Source organism: Shewanella sp. GD03713 (assembly GCF_029843705.1).
Lineage (GTDB): Bacteria > Pseudomonadota > Gammaproteobacteria > Enterobacterales > Shewanellaceae > Shewanella.
The window spans coordinates 1,125,842-1,141,656 of sequence record NZ_JAOCIW010000001.1; the positions used below are offsets into that span (position 1 = coordinate 1,125,842).

17 protein-coding genes are annotated in these 15,815 nt (G+C 48.8%); 3 read left to right on the forward strand and 14 right to left on the reverse strand.

Going from position 1 to position 15,815, the window contains the following annotated elements; genetic code table 11:
• Positions 1-58: 58 nt before the first annotated feature.
• Complete coding sequence (locus tag N5E87_RS04960) at positions 59-409, forward strand: DNA polymerase III subunit psi (protein ID WP_037415143.1); 351 nt, start codon at positions 59-61, stop codon at positions 407-409.
• A gap of 125 nt (positions 410-534) precedes the next feature.
• Positions 535-945, forward strand: a complete 411-nt coding sequence (rimI, locus tag N5E87_RS04965) for a ribosomal protein S18-alanine N-acetyltransferase (RefSeq protein ID WP_279775837.1) — start codon at positions 535-537, stop codon at positions 943-945.
• Positions 946-1,012: 67 nt separating this feature from the next.
• Here rimI and lipA read toward each other — a convergent pair whose 3' ends face one another.
• The 14 genes from lipA to leuS form a co-directional block, all read right to left on the reverse strand.
• Positions 1,013-1,978, reverse strand: coding sequence for a lipoyl synthase (gene lipA, locus N5E87_RS04970; protein ID WP_279775128.1), 966 nt, complete (start codon positions 1,976-1,978; stop codon positions 1,013-1,015).
• On the reverse strand, positions 1,975-2,628 hold the full coding sequence (lipB, locus tag N5E87_RS04975; protein WP_088586977.1) for a lipoyl(octanoyl) transferase LipB: 654 nt from the start codon (positions 2,626-2,628) through the stop codon (positions 1,975-1,977). Before lipB ends, lipA begins: the two co-directional genes overlap by 4 nt.
• Positions 2,629-2,720: 92 nt before the next feature.
• Positions 2,721-2,987 (reverse strand): DUF493 family protein YbeD, encoded by a 267-nt coding sequence (gene ybeD / locus N5E87_RS04980; protein WP_011621778.1) that lies wholly within the window; start codon positions 2,985-2,987, stop codon positions 2,721-2,723.
• 120 nt (positions 2,988-3,107) lie between these two features.
• Complete coding sequence (locus tag N5E87_RS04985) at positions 3,108-4,283, reverse strand: serine hydrolase (RefSeq protein WP_279775129.1); 1,176 nt, start codon at positions 4,281-4,283, stop codon at positions 3,108-3,110.
• A gap of 144 nt (positions 4,284-4,427) precedes the next feature.
• The gene (locus tag N5E87_RS04990; RefSeq protein ID WP_011621780.1) at positions 4,428-5,270 is read right to left on the reverse strand and encodes a septal ring lytic transglycosylase RlpA family protein; all 843 of its coding nucleotides are present in this window, start codon (positions 5,268-5,270) and stop codon (positions 4,428-4,430) included.
• Positions 5,254-6,318: a lytic murein transglycosylase B gene (gene mltB / locus N5E87_RS04995; protein WP_086903352.1), complete on the reverse strand. Its 1,065-nt coding sequence runs from the start codon at positions 6,316-6,318 to the stop codon at positions 5,254-5,256. Before mltB ends, N5E87_RS04990 begins: the two co-directional genes overlap by 17 nt.
• A gap of 17 nt (positions 6,319-6,335) precedes the next feature.
• Positions 6,336-7,439, reverse strand: a complete 1,104-nt coding sequence (gene rodA / locus N5E87_RS05000) for a rod shape-determining protein RodA (protein ID WP_011621782.1) — start codon at positions 7,437-7,439, stop codon at positions 6,336-6,338.
• Positions 7,436-9,292, reverse strand: a complete 1,857-nt coding sequence (gene mrdA, locus N5E87_RS05005; RefSeq protein WP_279775130.1) for a penicillin-binding protein 2 — start codon at positions 9,290-9,292, stop codon at positions 7,436-7,438. The genes rodA and mrdA overlap by 4 nt, the downstream gene beginning before the upstream one ends.
• A gap of 60 nt (positions 9,293-9,352) precedes the next feature.
• Positions 9,353-9,823 carry a 23S rRNA (pseudouridine(1915)-N(3))-methyltransferase RlmH gene (gene rlmH, locus N5E87_RS05010; protein WP_037415165.1) on the reverse strand — a complete coding sequence of 157 codons (471 nt, stop codon included), beginning with the start codon at positions 9,821-9,823 and terminating at the stop codon, positions 9,353-9,355.
• Complete coding sequence (gene rsfS, locus N5E87_RS05015; RefSeq protein ID WP_011071401.1) at positions 9,823-10,152, reverse strand: ribosome silencing factor; 330 nt, start codon at positions 10,150-10,152, stop codon at positions 9,823-9,825. The genes rlmH and rsfS overlap by 1 nt, the downstream gene beginning before the upstream one ends.
• 117 nt (positions 10,153-10,269) lie before the next feature.
• Entirely contained in the window at positions 10,270-10,908 is a 639-nt protein-coding gene (gene nadD, locus N5E87_RS05020; RefSeq protein ID WP_047536934.1) for a nicotinate-nucleotide adenylyltransferase, read from the reverse strand.
• A gap of 12 nt (positions 10,909-10,920) precedes the next feature.
• Positions 10,921-11,952: a DNA polymerase III subunit delta gene (holA, locus tag N5E87_RS05025; protein WP_099456849.1), complete on the reverse strand. Its 1,032-nt coding sequence runs from the start codon at positions 11,950-11,952 to the stop codon at positions 10,921-10,923.
• Between the two features lie 52 nt (positions 11,953-12,004).
• On the reverse strand, positions 12,005-12,499 hold the full coding sequence (gene lptE, locus N5E87_RS05030) for an LPS assembly lipoprotein LptE (RefSeq protein ID WP_037415176.1): 495 nt from the start codon (positions 12,497-12,499) through the stop codon (positions 12,005-12,007).
• A 59-nt stretch (positions 12,500-12,558) separates the two neighbouring features.
• Entirely contained in the window at positions 12,559-15,138 is a 2,580-nt protein-coding gene (gene leuS, locus N5E87_RS05035) for a leucine--tRNA ligase (RefSeq protein ID WP_037415179.1), read from the reverse strand.
• Positions 15,139-15,259: 121 nt separating this feature from the next.
• On the opposite strand from leuS, the gene N5E87_RS05040 reads away from it, so the two are divergent.
• The gene (locus N5E87_RS05040) at positions 15,260-15,760 is read left to right on the forward strand and encodes a zinc ribbon-containing protein (RefSeq protein WP_023268299.1); all 501 of its coding nucleotides are present in this window, start codon (positions 15,260-15,262) and stop codon (positions 15,758-15,760) included.
• Positions 15,761-15,815 lie beyond the last annotated feature (55 nt).

The following is a 15,815-nucleotide window of genomic DNA, read 5'->3' on the forward strand; positions in this document are numbered from 1 at the left end:
GCCCATTTAGCTGGTATCCTTATGTGGTGTCAGTGCTTAATGAAACCCCAATAACCCCATGAATAAATCTGCCTATTTAGCCGCGATGGAGATAACTCCTTGGCAGCTTCGCGATACTAAAGTGCGACCTTATCAAGTGGTTTGGGATGTTGATGATATGTCGTCTGCCGCTGAGCCACTGATTGATACTGTCCTTGGTTTAATTGGGATCAGTAAGGATGACTGTGAGTTCAACACTGAGCCACATAAGGGTAAACCCATCGTCTGGGATTTACGTCGCCACAGGGTTAGGCCCAGAGTGGCTTGGTTAGTGTCGGATCCCCTAGCTGAGTTACTAACGCGCAGTGAGGCAAAGCGCGCCTTGTGGGGGCAGATTTGCCAGTGGCGTGAGCAGCAATTAACGGCCTAGTCGTGTCCAGTACACATTATCGTGAGTTACCTTTTAATTTGGATTTTCCCGTGAGTCATCAAGTCCTTAATACCCTTAACGAATCATTGCAAATCGTGCTTCTGACGCCAACCGATGTGAGTCAAATGGCGCGCATTGAAGCGAGTGCTCATTCCCATCCTATGAGTGAGAATAACCTTGCCGATTGTTTTGGCCACTTGTACCGCGTTATTGGGTTAATGCAACGTGATGAGTTGCTCGGCTTCGCGATTGTGCAGCAGATTGTCGATGAGGCAACGCTGCTGGATATTTGTTTGCCGCCAGAACAACAAGGGCGAGGATATGGGCATCTGCTACTCACGGCGGTTGTCGACTGCGCTAAGGCTGCCAAGGCGGTGGTGCTGATGCTGGAGGTTCGCGAATCAAATCTTGCCGCGCGCGCACTCTATCAGAAGCGGGGCTTTGTCGAAACCGGTCGTCGCAAAGGCTATTATCCTTTGGCAGAGGGCAAAGAAGATGCGATTTTGATGGATTTAGCCTTAAGCGAAACGGCTTAAGGTTTTAGAGGAAGATGAAAAAAACAGCGCTTTAGCGCTGTTTTTTATGGGATTAATAAAGCGAAGGTTACTTCACTTCTTTACCTTGAGCTTGTAGGTCGGCATGGTAGCTTGAACGTACTAATGGACCACAGGCGGCGTGAGTAAAGCCAAGCTCGTCGGCGAGGACTTTAAGCTCATCGAACTCGGCTGGCGAGACGTAACGCTCAACCGGCAGGTGGAACTTAGACGGTTGCAGATATTGGCCTAAGGTCAACATTTCGACCTTGTGCTCACGTAGGTCACGCAGCACTTGAGCGATTTCTTCGTTGGTTTCACCTAGCCCCATCATCAGTCCCGATTTTGTCGGCACATTGGGATGACGCTCTTTAAAGCGCTTCAGTAGGTCGAGTGACCATTGATAGTTCGCACCTGGACGCGCTTTGCGATAATGCATAGGCGCAGTTTCTAGGTTGTGGTTGAACACATCAGGCGGCTCGGTCGACAGAATGTCGAGGGCGGCGTCGATACGGCCACGGAAATCGGGCACTAAGATCTCAATCTTAATCTCGGGATTGAGCTTACGGATCTCACGGATACAGTCGGCAAAGTGCTGGGCACCGCCATCACGCAGGTCATCGCGGTCAACCGAGGTGATTACCACGTATTTTAGCTTCATATCACGGATGGTTTGAGCCAATTTAACAGGCTCTTCCGCATCGGGCTTGAGTGGACGACCATGGGCCACGTCGCAGAATGGGCAGCGGCGAGTACAAATTGCGCCCAAAATCATAAAGGTCGCGGTGCCATGGTTAAAACATTCTGCCAAGTTAGGACAAGAAGCTTCTTCACAGACCGAGTGCAGGCCGTTAGCGCGTAACGCTTGCTTAATATCGAGAATGCGTTGGTTAGACGCGGGCAGTTTAACCCTTAACCAATCGGGTTTGCGTAACATGGTTTCGCGCTCAGAGGGCACGATTTTAACCGGAATGCGCGAGACTTTATCGGCATCTCTTAATTTGACTCCGGGTTGTAAACGTTCAGGCCTATTCATGACGCTGCTAATCCTTGATGATGAACTAGATGTTGGTAGCCCAGTAGTTGGCTAAAGGTAATAATGAGTTGCTCGCCTGCTTCAATCACGGTTTGTGGGCCGCCAAGTTCCTTACATTGCACCATCTCAAGACCAGCATAACCACAGGGGTTAATGCGTCGAAACGGCGCTAGATCCATATCCACATTCAGTGCTAAGCCATGGAATGAACAGCCTTTACGGATCCTAAGACCTAAAGAGGCAATTTTGCGCTCATCCACATACACGCCCGGCGCATCGGCCTTGGCGTAGGCATTGATAGCGTATTTGGCGAGCATATCGATAATGCTTTGCTCGATATGGGTCACAAGTTGGCGGACACCCACTTTACTGCGTTTAATATCGAGGAGAGGGTAGACAACTAATTGTCCTGGTCCGTGGTAAGTGACTTGACCACCACGATCCACTTGGATCACGGGAATATCGCCCGGATTCAAAATATGTTCGCTTTTACCGGCTTGGCCTTGGGTAAATACGGGTGGATGTTCAACGATCCACAGTTCGTCTGGACTGTCGCTGTTACGAGTGTCGGTGTAATGCTGCATTGCATGCCACACAGACTCATAATCCTGCTGTCCCAGATGCCGAATATGCAAAGTGGTGTCTTGCAAGGGCAACCTCTCCCCTATAATTGAGTGGCGCTATTATACGCCTCTTGGCCATAAATGTAAGATAGATCACATTTTATAGCCTTGAGGAATACTTATAGTACGCGGCGAACGCCTTCGATACCGGCAAGCTCAGTGTACAGAGTCTCAATATGATCTTTGCTGGTCACTGTGACGCGGATGGTCACAGAGTAGTAGCTACCTTTGCTTGAGGCCTTAACCGTAGGTGAATAATCACCTGGGGCGTGTCTTTGCACTACGGCAACGACTCTGTCGGTCAGGGCTTCGTGGGCATCGCCAACCACTTTGAAGGGGAAGGCGCAGGGGAACTCCATGAGTTCATCAAATTTCGTGTTTAACATAGTCGTGCTCAATAACCATTTTAATAGGAACTATATGGTGGCGATTATACCCGATTCAAGGGCGATACTCCCCCAAAAACAACAAAGCCACCCGAAGGTGGCTGAGTTTTGTGAGCCGGATTAGCTAAACCAACCAGAAAACAGTTGCTTAAAGTAATCAACTAATTTGCTGAACCAGCTGCCTTCGTTGACTTCTTGTAAGGTGACTAGCGGGAATTGCGCAATATCTTTGCCATCTAACTGGAAGTATAAACGACCCACTGTTTCACCTTTTTTCAGTGGTGCGTCCAGTGGCTTAGTCAGTTCGAAGTTGGCTTTTAAGTCTTTTGCACGGCCACGGCTGACGGTAACTGGTGCATCTGTAGCGACACCTAAATCGACGGTACTCTTATCACCGTACCAAATTTTTTGCGTCACGAAGCTGTCGCCGGCCTTGTAAGGGGTCACTGTTTCGAAGAAACGGAAACCATAGGTCAGCAGCTTTTTACTTTCGGCTTTACGAGCGGCTTCACTTTGAGTGCCTAATACCACTGAAATCAAACGCATACCGTCCTTAGTTGCAGAAGCGACTAAGTTATAACCTGCTCCAGAAGTGTGGCCGGTTTTGATACCATCTACATTCATGCTGTTATCCCACAGCAGACCATTACGGTTATATTGCTTGATACCGTTGAAGGTATAATATTTTTCGCTGTAGACACGGTATTCTTCAGGCACGTCACGGATAAGTGCGGCACCTAATAACGCCATATCGTAGGCGGTTGATTTGTGGTTTTCAGAGTCTAAACCGTGGGAGTTTTCGAAGTAGCTGTCACGCATGCCAAGCTGCTTCGCCCATGAGTTCATCATGTCGACGAAGGCGCCTTCGGTGCCAGCAATGTGTTCGGCCATGGCCACACAGGCATCGTTACCCGATTGGATGATGATGCCGCGGTTTAAGTCGGAAACCTTAACGGTTTTACCCACTTCGATGAACATTTTTGATGAGTCAGAGAAGTTCTTCGACCACGCATTTTTACTGATGGTCACATCATCATCTGGGGATACGTTACCGGCTTTGATTTCTTGACCAATCACATAACTGGTCATCATCTTCGTTAAGCTGGCTGGGTTTAAGCTTTCGTAGGCATTTTCTTCGGCAATGATTTGGCCCGAGTAATAATCCATCAAGACGTAAGCCTTGGCGGCAACTGTAGGTGCATCAGGGGTAACAATCGGCTGCGCAGCATAAACAGGAAGAGAAACACTCGAAATTAGCAGCAATGTTTTAATGGGACTTTTTACAAAATTCATCATTAACTTAGCACGTCTTTTTGGTTGTATTGAAAGAAAAGGCAAAATAGTTTCGCGAGTATACCACCCTTCGACAAAGGTTTTCAGTGAAGGTTCCTTCATCTGGGGTATTTTTAAGCTAAATCTATATCTTATAGTGAGCGGTCACTACTCCAAAACCATATAGCCTTCGGGGTAACCGTCTTGTTTCACTTTATTGAGTAATCGGTCGGCCAGTTCGGTTTGGCCAATTGGACCGAGCTGTAGTCTATACATATTGTTTGCCGGTTGTACACGGGTCTTGACCTGATATTTCTTCTCCAGATCCTTCGCCATTTTGTTCAGCCTATGCTGATCCTTTGAAGCCACCAATTGTATGTAATGATTGCCTGAGGATTGAATACTGGCGATAGCCGATTGTGTCGCGGCCTGAGTGCCAATATAGATCACATCCAGCTTAATTCGCGCGGTACCTGTGCCTAACATACCCAGCTTATAAGCGGCGGCGTAGGATAAGTCCAAAATCCGGTCCGAATGGAAAGGGCCACGATCATTAATCCGAATAATGACCTGCTTATTGTTATCTAAGTTAGTGACGCGAGCATAGCTTGGCAATGGCAATGTCTTGTGTGCACCAGACATGCCATACATGTCGTAGGGCTCGCCATTCGATGTCTCATAGCCGTGGAATTTCTCACCGTACCATGAGGCGCGGCCAGTCTCGGAAAAGCCTTGGCCCGAATCTAATACCGTATAGGACTCACCATAAACCGTGTAAGGTTTATTACCGCGACGGCTGTAAGGCTCGTATTTTGGGGTCGCGTTTGGCACATGATCCACATTGGGTGGATTGATGGGCATCTTATCGTTTTTTAGCGCATAGCGGCCCTTGTTGGGATCCATGTTCTTGTTCTTCTCGCTGGCCGAGCCAGAATTAGAACTCGAGCAGGCCGCGAGCGCAAAACAGCAGCCGAGCATCAAGAGCTGTAAAAGATTATTTCTTAGCGTCATGTTGTTGCTTCAGTTGTTGGCTAAATTGGTAAACGGCCATGGAATACAAAGGGCTACGGTTATAACGGGTGATCACATAAAAGTTATTGAGTCCTAACCAGTAGTCCTTGCTATCCACTTGTTCCAGCTCGATAAGCATGGCCTTTTGCGAGGCATTTAAATCGCGGGCGGTGGCCAGCGATAAACTTGGGGAGAGAATATCAGAAACCTTGTACTGCAACTTCTCGCCGGCCCACACTTTGGCTTTAGGCGCATTGGCACTGCTGTTCACTAAAGGAAGCGCAACGGGCGCGTGCAATTGCCAGCCGTGTTCATGGAAATAATTGGCAACACTGCCAATGGCATCCTCTGGACTCTGGAGTAAATCACGGTTGCCGCTGCCATCAAAATCCACGGCATAGTGGCGGTAGCTTGACGGAATAAACTGACCAAAGCCCATGGCGCCAGCGTAAGAACCCTTGAGGCTATTGATATCTAAGTGTTCTTCTTTTACCAGCTTCATCAGCTCGCCAAATTCCTTGCGAAAGAAAGTGGCTCTTGGCTCGTAATAAAACCCTAAGGTATAGAGCGCGTCGATTACCGGATAATTGCCCGTGTACTGACCATAGAAGGTTTCGATACCAATAATGGCCACAATAATTTGTGGCTCAACTTGGTATTGAGTGGCAGCTTTGGCAATCGTCGCCTCGTGTTTTTTCCAGAAGGCTAGGCCCGCGTTGAGGCGTTTCTCGGTGAGGAAAATCGGATAATACTGGTGCCAAGGCTTAGCTTCCCAAGGGCGAGAAATCGCATCGATAACCGCCTGGTTGTAGTTGGCTTTGGCCAAGAAGCTTTCCACTTCGGCTTGAGTAAAGCCTTGTGCCATTTGGGTTTTAATAAACTCTGCCTTTAAGGCCTCGGGCAATACAGGTGTTGGCGCCTGTGTGGTCACGGCCGCGCTTGGCGGCGGTGTCGTTGTTGCTGGCTCGTTCGCGGTCGAGCAGCCAATGAGGTATGAACTGAGGCAAAGCACTGCCAGTGGAGCCAAACAAGCTCGAAGAATAGGCATTAAGAAGTCCCTAAAAATTATCTATCTACAAAACGTCTATGGGTATGAATGCTCATAAGAATGCCAAACCCTGTCATCAATGTCAGCATGGAAGTGCCACCATAACTGACAAGGGGTAAAGGTACACCCACCACAGGCAGGATACCTGAAACCATACCAATATTCACAAAAACATAAACGAAGAAAGTCAATGTGATACTGCCTGCAAGGAGTCTGGCAAAGCTAGTTTGCGCCCGAGAGGCGATGACTAAGCCGCGTCCGATGATGTAGAGATACATCAGGAGCAGGATAATGCTGCCTATCAGGCCAAACTCTTCACCGATCACCGCAAAGATAAAGTCGGTGTGACGTTCGGGGATAAATTCTAATTGGGATTGAGTGCCATCGAGCCAACCTTTACCCCAGAGACCACCAGAGCCGATGGCAATTTTCGATTGGATAATATGGTAACCGGCACCTAAGGGATCCTGCTCTGGATCGAGTAGGGTCAATACGCGGGTTCTTTGGTAATCGTGCATCAGGAAGTACCAAAGGATCGGCAAGAAGGCCAATACGGCGGCAATAAAACCGCCCACAATTGCCCAGCTCATGCCCGATAAAAACAGCACGAAAATGCCCGATGCGGCAACCAAAATCGAGGTGCCTAAGTCAGGTTGTTTGGCAATTAAAAGCGTCGGCACTAAGAGGATCACCGCTGCGCCCGCAAGGTAGCGTTTCTTCGGTGGCAGAGGGAACTTACTGATATACCAAGCCATAGTAATGGGGAAGGCGAGTTTAATCAGCTCCGAAGGCTGAAACTCCATAAAGCCTAAGTTCAACCAGCGCTGTGCGCCTTTGTTAATTTCCCCAAAAAAATGTACCCCAAGCAGCAGCACAATCCCCGCAAGGTAAATCGGTAGGGCCCAGCGTTTGAGCGCCTCGGGATTGATCTGCGCCATAGTAAACATAATGCCTAGGGATAAAAACATCCTAAACAGTTGACGCTCCATCATGCCAAGATCTTCACCGCTGGCGGAGTAGATAACAAACAGGCCAAAGCCCATGACGGCAAACAGGCCGAGCAGTAAGGGCAAGTCGATATGCAATCGTTGCCAGATGTTTTGACGTTGATGGGCACTCATGGCGTTGGTTTCCAAGTGTCTCTTAGCATGTATTCATCGAGCATAGCGCGGGCGACTGGGCCTGCGTTTGCGCCACCCCAGCCGGCGTTTTCCATTACCACAGCGAGGACGATTTTAGGATCTTCAAAGGGCGCGTAGGCGACCACGAGGGCGTTATCGCGGAAATGCTCGGCAATTTTATTGGCATCGTACTTAGTGTTTTCGGCCACGCCAATGACCTGCGCCGTACCGGTTTTCATCGCAGCCGTGTAACTGGCGTCGGTGAAGCGAGACTTATGAGCCGTTTGGCGCATCGCTTCATTAATGATTTTCCAGTTGCGCGGATTTTTAAGCTCAATCGGCGGTAACTCGTTAATTGGTGAGTCAATTTTGGCCGTATTATCCTTAATCGACTTTAACAAATGTGGCGGGAAGCGGCGGCCATCGTTGGCGAGAATGGCGGTGGCGCTGGCCAATTGCAATGGCGTGGCGGTCCAGTAACCTTGGCCGATACCGACAGAAATGGTGTCACCAATATACCAAGCTTGGTTGTATTTTAAGCGCTTCCATTCTTTCGACGGCATATTACCCGCCGACTCTTCAAAAATATCGACACCAGTATTTTGGCCAAAGCCGAATTGCTCCATAAAACGGGCGATGGGATCAACACCGATTTTATAAGCTAATTCATAGAAGTAGGTATCGCAGGATTCCACGATAGCACTATAGACGTTAACCCAGCCATGGCCCCAGCGTTTCCAGTCGCGATATTTACGCTCAACCCCTGGGATTTGCCAAAAACCAGGGTCCCAAATACGGGTGTGTTCGGTCACGGCTTTTTCATCAAGTCCCAGTAGGGCAATAATGGGTTTAATCGTTGATGCTGGCGCATATTGGCCTTGGGTAGCGCGGTTAATCAGCGGACGTGATTTGTCGTTCAATAAATCACTGTAATCCTTGCTGTTAATCCCTTGCACGAACTGGTTGGGATCGTAACTTGGGCTCGACACTAAAGCTAAAATCCCGCCATCTCTTGGATCGATAGCGACGATTGAGCCTTTATGGCCTTGGAGTAGTTCCACGGCTTTTTGCTGTAATTGTAAATCGAGAGTTAAGTAAATATCTTGCCCCGGCTCCGGCGGTACAATTTTAAGCGTACGGATAGTTCGGCCGCGGTTGTTTACTTCTTCTTCGAGATGACCTGGTGTGCCGTGAAGGAGTGATTCATAGTATTTTTCAATGCCTTGCTTACCAATATCCTTGGTGGCGGCATAGTTTTTCCACTGATCGTTACGCTCCAATTGAGCACGATCTCGAGTGTTGATTTTACCTACATAGCCCAGCACATGGGTGAGCTGGCTCGCATAGGGGTAGTTACGTTTTAAACCCGCCTCAACGGAGATCCCAGGAAAGCGATGTTGGTTAACGCTAAAAATGGCGACCTGTTCTTCGGTCAACTGATTTTTAAGGGTTAAGGGCTTAAAGCGGCGGTGAAACTTTAGCGCTTCGGTAAAGGTTTCACGCTCATCGGGAGTGATTTCGATTAACTTGCCTAATTCGTCCAAGGTCTCGGACATATTGGCAATTTTCTCCGGCACTAAGTCGAGAGAATAAAAGGGTTGGTTCTCGGCGAGTAACACGCCGTTTCTGTCGTAAATCAGGCCACGGCTTGGGGCGATAGGCACGACACGAATGCGGTTATCATTAGAGCGCGTTTCGTAATCTTTATAGGATTCAACCTGAAGATGATAAAGATTGGTCACCAACACACTAAGGAGGGCGACAACACAAATAAAAGTGAACAGCGCACGACGCTTAAACAGTGACGCCTCGGCGGCGTGGTCGTGCATGGTTATCCGCTTTTTTGGCGACACTTAGGCTATCTCCAGCTGATCCCATCCGGGTGGTTGACACTCGTTAACATCAAGATCCCGCTATTCTCTGTGATAAGGGTGATTAGTGTTCACGCTCCACGCGCGGTATAAGCTTTCGGCAACCACAATCCGCACCAGAGGATGGGGCAGGGTCAATGCCGACAGGCACCAACTCTGATGGGCGGCTTCCTTACAGGCGGGCGCTAAGCCTTCGGGGCCGCCGACCAGTAAGCTCACATCACGACCATCGAGTTGCCATTTATTCATGGCTGTCGCTAATTCTGGCGTAGTCCAGTTTTTGCCGGGAAGATCTAAGGTAACAATGTGATTGCCCTTAGGAATCGCCGCTAACATTTGCTCGCCTTCCTTTTGCAGGATGCGTGCGATGTCAGCATTTTTTCCGCGTTTACCAGCAGGGATTTCGATAAGTTCCAGCGCCATATCCCGAGGAAAGCGGCGTTGATACTCTTCAAAACCGCGGGTAACCCAATCGGGCATCCGTGTCCCCACTGCGATAAGTTGCAACTTCATTAGGCTTGCTTTTCTGACCAGAGTTTTTCAAGCTGGTAGAAATCACGGGTTTGATCTTGCATAACATGCAGGATCACGTTGCCCATATCCACCAATACCCATTCGCTGCTGTCGCGGCCTTCGATACCGATAGGTGGAATGCCTGCGGCTTTCGCTTCGATCACGAGATTTTCGGCGATCGCTTTAACGTGAGTTTTAGATGTACCAGAACAAATCACCATGTAGTCGGTGATGTTAGATTGGTTGCTGACATCGATAACCACGACGTCACGGGCTTTTAAATCGTCGATTTTATCGACAACAAACTGTTTTAATTCGGCGCTCTGCACGCTGATGTACCTCATTCATTTTAAATAGCGCGCTAGTATATCAGTCTTAAGCGGGGGAATACATTCTCTTAGCGATCTTAGCTGCTGAGTTTGTACTATTAGCGCTTGATTTTCGGCCTAAGAAAAATAAAGCCGTTGTTTTTGAATGTAATTTAAAGTGACGGGCAGGAGGGCGTCCTGTGGAATTTCTCCCATGGCCAGTTGTGAGCGAATTTGGGTGGACGAAATATCCTGTGGGCTGATATCAACGGTAAAGATGCGCCCATGTTGTGGTTCATTTGAGTGACTTAACGCTTCAAGCGACGCGTGGCGTACGTTTAACTCATGTAGCATCGGGTGCCCTTCGGCTAAATGCCAGCCCGGGCGCTGACATACTACGATATTGGCTAATTCAAACAATTGCTGCCATTGGTGCCAGCTTTGCAGGTGAATAAACGAATCCATCCCCATAATAAAAAACAGTTCGTCATTGGGATAAAGTCGAGTTAACTGCTTAAGGGTGACAACGGTATAGGATGGGCTGTCGCGTTTAGCTTCGATATCACATAGCTCGAAACCTGTTAATGCCTCACATACCTGCGCGACCATTTCGAGCCGCTGCGCTGTGGTAGAGTGGGTAGTGTTTTTGTGTGGCGGAATATGGTTGGGCATCAGCAGGATTTTATCCAGCTTGAGACTGGCTTTGACTTCCATCGCGGGGCGAATATGGCCGTAATGTATGGGGTCAAAGGTGCCACCTAAAATACCGATACGCATCCAGTCAGTGCCTTAATCTAAGCTGATATGGGCCAAATGGCCGTGGGCCTTGGGGTCGAATAATAAGCACAGGTGGCTGAGCCCTGTCCAATCTTCATGGCCTAATTGCTTTAAGTTCAATTCCAGCTTGGACGCGAAGGCAAGCATATGTTCGATTTGGGTGAGGCTTAAGCGCTGCAACGCGGTTTGGTACAGCGGTTTACGCTTATCCCAAATTCGATATTTACCAAAGAGACTATTTAAAGGCACGCCTTGCGCCTGTTCACTCTTGAGGCTGAGCAGCAACTGCAGCTCTTTAAACAAGGCCCAGAGTAAAATGGGCATGGCCGTACCCTCACCGTTGAGTTGGGCAAGCATATGCTGAGCACTGTCTTGGCGATTATTCAGCAGTGCATCGGTGAGCTGAAACACGGTAAAGCGGGATTGATCTTCAAAGTAATGGCTTAATTCGTCGGCACCGATAGGCTGGCTTGGGCTTAACAGTTGTAGCAACTGCATGGCCTGATCGGCGGCGAGTAAATTCCCTTCGTAGAGTGTGTACAACATAGCGCGCGCATCGGGTTGTAAATTCAGCTTAAAGTGCGTAATGCGTGAGTCGAGCCAACGTCTGAATTGGTCGCCCTCTGGCGTAGTGCAGGGTAAATAAATTCCTAAGCTATCTAAGGTTTTGAACCACTTGCTATTGGTCTGCTCGCTGGCGAGTTTTGGGCCTTCAAGGATCAGCAACACATCGGGATTCGGCGTTTGCAGTAACGCTTGTAGCGCCGCCGAACCATCTGCACCGGGTTTTGCGTTGGGGAGAGTTAGCTCAATGATGCGCCGGCTAGAAAACAGGCTCATGGACTGCCATTCCTGGGTCAAGTCACCCCAGTTAAAACCTGTTTCTTGAATTAACTGAACGCGCTCTTCAAACCCTTGGCGTTTGGCGGCTTGGCGGATCTGATCCTTGGAGGTTTCGAGCAACCAAGGATCATCACCAAAAATCAGGTAACAAGCGTGAAGCGGATTGAGATGGCGGGAGAGTTGATCAGGATAAACACGCATTTAAACCACTCTCCACATTTTATTGCAGTGCCACATTAATTTGGACCCTGCATTAATTCACCTCTGTGCTAGCCAGGGATTGCAAAATCCTATCGGCCGCTTGAATACGCATTTCTTTGACTAACAGTTCCATCTCACGGCTTTTCGCCAGTGCGGTGCGAGGATCGTCTAAGTAATCGCGGCGAATTTCAATCTTGAAAGGCTGTGCCTCTTTGCCCGGCAAGGCCACAGCAAACTCGACGAAATAGATAAGCTCATACTCGGCCACATTGCCCGTAGGGTAAAGCGACAGGGTCGAACGCTCTAAGGAGTCGGTGATAAGCCTTAACACTGGCACATCATTGGCGGCATCGACAATCTTGACGTTGTTCAAACGTAACCGCTCACGCACCAAACGGGTGAGTTCACTGTATTCATCCGAGCTGCTCAAACTGAGTTGATTGAGCTGCTCGGGGATTTGGTAGCTACGTTGAAGCTTAAAACCGCAACCTGCGCTGGTCATAATGACCAGCGCCATGATTGCGAAAGCTAAGCGTTTAATTAGCATAAGTTTTCGCGGTTTCCTGTTTGTCGTGTGGACAGCATCTGTTTATCACATCAACGATGTTAGTTGGCAACGATGCTGAGCAGTTTACCGGGTACATAGATCACTTTACGAACCGTAACGCCATCTAAGTACTTGATGACTTGCTCGTCCGCCATACCCAGTGCTTCAACAGACGCTTGGTCAGCATCGGCCGCGACTGTGATTTTAGCGCGCACTTTACCGTTCACTTGCACCACGATGAGTTTACTGTCTTCAACCAGAGCAGATTCATCCACAACAGGCCATTGGCTGTCTTCGATACTGTTGGTGTTGCCCAGCTCATTCCACAGGGTGAAGCTCACGTGTGGGATGATGGGGTATAGTAAACGCACTACCGCAGTTAAGGCTTCGCCGATGATGGCTCGGTCTTGGCCTGTGGTTTGCGGCGCTTTTTGCAGGTGGTTCATCAGTTCCATCACGGCGGCAACCGCAGTATTGAACATCTGACGACGGCCGATATCATCGGTCACCTTAGCGATAGTCTTGTGCACTTCACGGCGCAGTGCTTTTTGCTCGCTTGTTAATTTGCTGACGTCTAGTGCTTCGCTGTTGTCCTGCGCCACATAATCGCTGGCCAGTTTCCACAGACGTTTGATAAAGCGGTGCGCGCCTTCAACGCCAGACTCTTGCCATTCCAGCGTTAATTCTGGTGGTGATGCGAACATCATAAACAGACGCACAGTGTCGGCACCGTATTTTTCGACCATTACCTGTGGGTCGATACCGTTGTTTTTCGACTTAGACATTTTGCACATACCGGTGTAAACCAGTTCGTTGCCGTCTTTATCGATAGCTTTAGTCACTCGGCCCTTGTCGTCTTTTTCGGTAGTGACTACATCCAGCGGAGACACCCATACACGGGCACCTTTATCGTTGGTGTAGTAGTAGGCATCGGCCAGAACCATGCCTTGGGTCAGCAGTTGTTTTGCTGGCTCGTTAGTGTTTACTAGACCCGCATCACGCAGCAACTTGTGGAAGAAGCGGAAATATAACAAGTGCATACAGGCGTGTTCGATACCACCAATGTACTGATCCACTGGCAACCAGTAGTTAGCCTTGGTTGGATCTAACATTTGATCAGCCTGTGGGCTGCAATAACGGGCGTAATACCATGAAGATTCCATAAAGGTATCAAAGGTATCGGTTTCGCGCAGCGCGTCTTGGCCGTTAACTTGGGTTTTCGCCCATTCTTTATCGGCCTTGATTGGGCTTTGGATCCCGTCCATCACCACATCTTCTGGCAGGATCACCGGCAGTTGATCTTCAGGTGTTGGAATAACAGTACCGTCGGCTAAGGTCACCATAGGAATTGGTGCGCCCCAGTAACGTTGACGTGATACACCCCAGTCACGCAGACGGTAGTTTACTTGGCGTTTGCCTTTACCTTCAGCCACTAATTTGTCGGCGATGGCATTGAAGGCGCCGTCAAAGTCTAAACCGTCGAACTCGCCAGAGTTAAACAGCACGCCTTTTTCGGTGTAAGCCGCTTCGCTGATGTCTAACTCCCCGTCAACAGGTTTGATAACCGCTTCGATTGGCAGATTGTACTTTTTCGCAAATTCGTAATCGCGTTGGTCGTGGCCTGGAACTGACATCACAGCGCCGGTGCCATAGTTCATTAGTACGAAGTTAGCCGCCCAAATGGGTACTTGCTTGCCAGTGATGGGGTGAATCGCGTATAGACCTGTCGCGACGCCACGTTTTTCCATGGTGGCTAAATCGGCTTCTGACGTGGTGCTGTTTTTGCACTCATCGATAAAGGCAGCCAGCTCAGGGTTAGTTTGCGCCGCTAATTCTGCTAATGGGTGACCCGCAGCAATCGCTACATAGGTGACACCCATCAGGGTATCGGGGCGGGTTGTGTAGATGTCGAATGACTTGTCACTACCCGCTACACCAAAGGTCATTTCCACGCCTTCGCTGCGACCAATCCAGTTGCGCTGCATGGTCTTAACTTGCTCAGGCCAACCGTCTAAGGTGTCGATATCGTTTAATAGTTCTTCGGCGTAGGCGGTGATCTTAATGAACCACTGTGGAATTTCTTTTTGTTCTACAGGGGTATCACAACGCCAGCAGCAACCGTCTTGTACCTGCTCGTTTGCCAGTACGGTTTCATCATTAGGGCACCAGTTAACAGAAGCTGTTTTCTTGTAAACTAAGCCTTTTTCGTACAGTTTAGTGAAGAACCATTGTTCCCAGCGGTAATATTCTGGGGTACAAGTGGCGATTTCACGGCTCCAGTCATAGCCAAAACCCAGCAATTTTAGCTGGTTTTTCATGTACTCAATATTTTGATAAGTCCATGGTGCTGGTGCCGTTTTGTTGTTGATTGCGGCGTTTTCTGCAGGCAAACCGAAAGAGTCCCAACCGATAGGTTGTAGCACGTTTTTGCCTTGAAGACGCTGGAAGCGGGCAACCACATCGCCTATGGTATAGTTGCGAACGTGTCCCATGTGGAGTCGACCTGAAGGGTACGGAAACATCGAAAGGCAATAAAACTTTTCTTTGTTTGCATCTTCAGTAACTTCAAAGGTTTTGTTGTCGTGCCAGTGCTTTTGCACTAAGGCTTCAATTTCTGAGGGATTATATTGCTCTTGCATCACGCTATTTCCGGCAGTGCCGCCTATTTATTTGATCTAACGCCATATCGACGCGAATAAGATCTGCATAGAATAAACTAGAAGCGATGCATTAAAAAGGTTCTATGAAGGAGTATTGGTTATGAATGATAGAAGTAGTGCGCTACTAGGACTGTATCAAGCCTTAATTAACGAAGTGAAAGCGCAATTTGCGGAAGATAACTCGCTGACTGCAAAGAATTTATTTAAGTCTGTCACTCAAGGGAAGGAGTTCTTACGCCTCAAAGAACAAGCGGGGGAAGATGAGCTCGCGTTAGTTGAGCAATTCTTAAAGCGTGATATCGCCAGCTTTTTGCGTGAGCAAAATGCCGACAGCTTAAGCCACAGCCCAACGGTGATCACTCTAGAAAACACCCTTTGGCATTGGTTAAGTGAAATCACCGACCGCAGCCAAGTGGAATGGCATGAACTGGCTCAAGACTTTAAACACCACGGCTATTACCAGAGTGGTGATATTGTTAGCCAAGGGGTGATGGTGTGCACTAACTGCGGCCATGAAATGAGTATTGAGTTTCCGGGCGTGATCCCAGATTGCCCCGAGTGTGACCATGAGGAGTTTACCCGTGAGGCGTTAACGCCTTAAGGGGATTGCTTCAACGTGCATAAATAAAAAACGACGCTTTGCGTCGTTTTTTTGT

Bases quoted from the DNA above. Each gene is read 5' to 3' on its own strand.
- N5E87_RS04960 (WP_037415143.1), top strand. From the start codon at position 59: ATGAATAAATCTGCCTATTTAGCCGCGATGGAGATAACTCCTTGGCAG.
- rimI (WP_279775837.1), top strand. From the start codon at position 535: ATGGCGCGCATTGAAGCGAGTGCTCATTCCCATCCTATGAGTGAGAAT.
- lipA (WP_279775128.1), bottom strand. From the start codon at position 1,978: ATGAATAGGCCTGAACGTTTACAACCCGGAGTCAAATTAAGAGATGCC.
- ybeD (WP_011621778.1), bottom strand. From the start codon at position 2,987: ATGTTAAACACGAAATTTGATGAACTCATGGAGTTCCCCTGCGCCTTC.
- N5E87_RS04985 (WP_279775129.1), bottom strand. From the start codon at position 4,283: ATGATGAATTTTGTAAAAAGTCCCATTAAAACATTGCTGCTAATTTCG.
- N5E87_RS04990 (WP_011621780.1), bottom strand. From the start codon at position 5,270: ATGACGCTAAGAAATAATCTTTTACAGCTCTTGATGCTCGGCTGCTGT.
- mltB (WP_086903352.1), bottom strand. From the start codon at position 6,318: ATGCCTATTCTTCGAGCTTGTTTGGCTCCACTGGCAGTGCTTTGCCTC.
- rodA (WP_011621782.1), bottom strand. From the start codon at position 7,439: ATGAGTGCCCATCAACGTCAAAACATCTGGCAACGATTGCATATCGAC.
- rlmH (WP_037415165.1), bottom strand. From the start codon at position 9,823: ATGAAGTTGCAACTTATCGCAGTGGGGACACGGATGCCCGATTGGGTT.
- nadD (WP_047536934.1), bottom strand. From the start codon at position 10,908: ATGCGTATCGGTATTTTAGGTGGCACCTTTGACCCCATACATTACGGC.
- holA (WP_099456849.1), bottom strand. From the start codon at position 11,952: ATGCGTGTTTATCCTGATCAACTCTCCCGCCATCTCAATCCGCTTCAC.
- lptE (WP_037415176.1), bottom strand. From the start codon at position 12,499: ATGCTAATTAAACGCTTAGCTTTCGCAATCATGGCGCTGGTCATTATG.
- leuS (WP_037415179.1), bottom strand. From the start codon at position 15,138: ATGCAAGAGCAATATAATCCCTCAGAAATTGAAGCCTTAGTGCAAAAG.
- N5E87_RS05040 (WP_023268299.1), top strand. From the start codon at position 15,260: ATGAATGATAGAAGTAGTGCGCTACTAGGACTGTATCAAGCCTTAATT.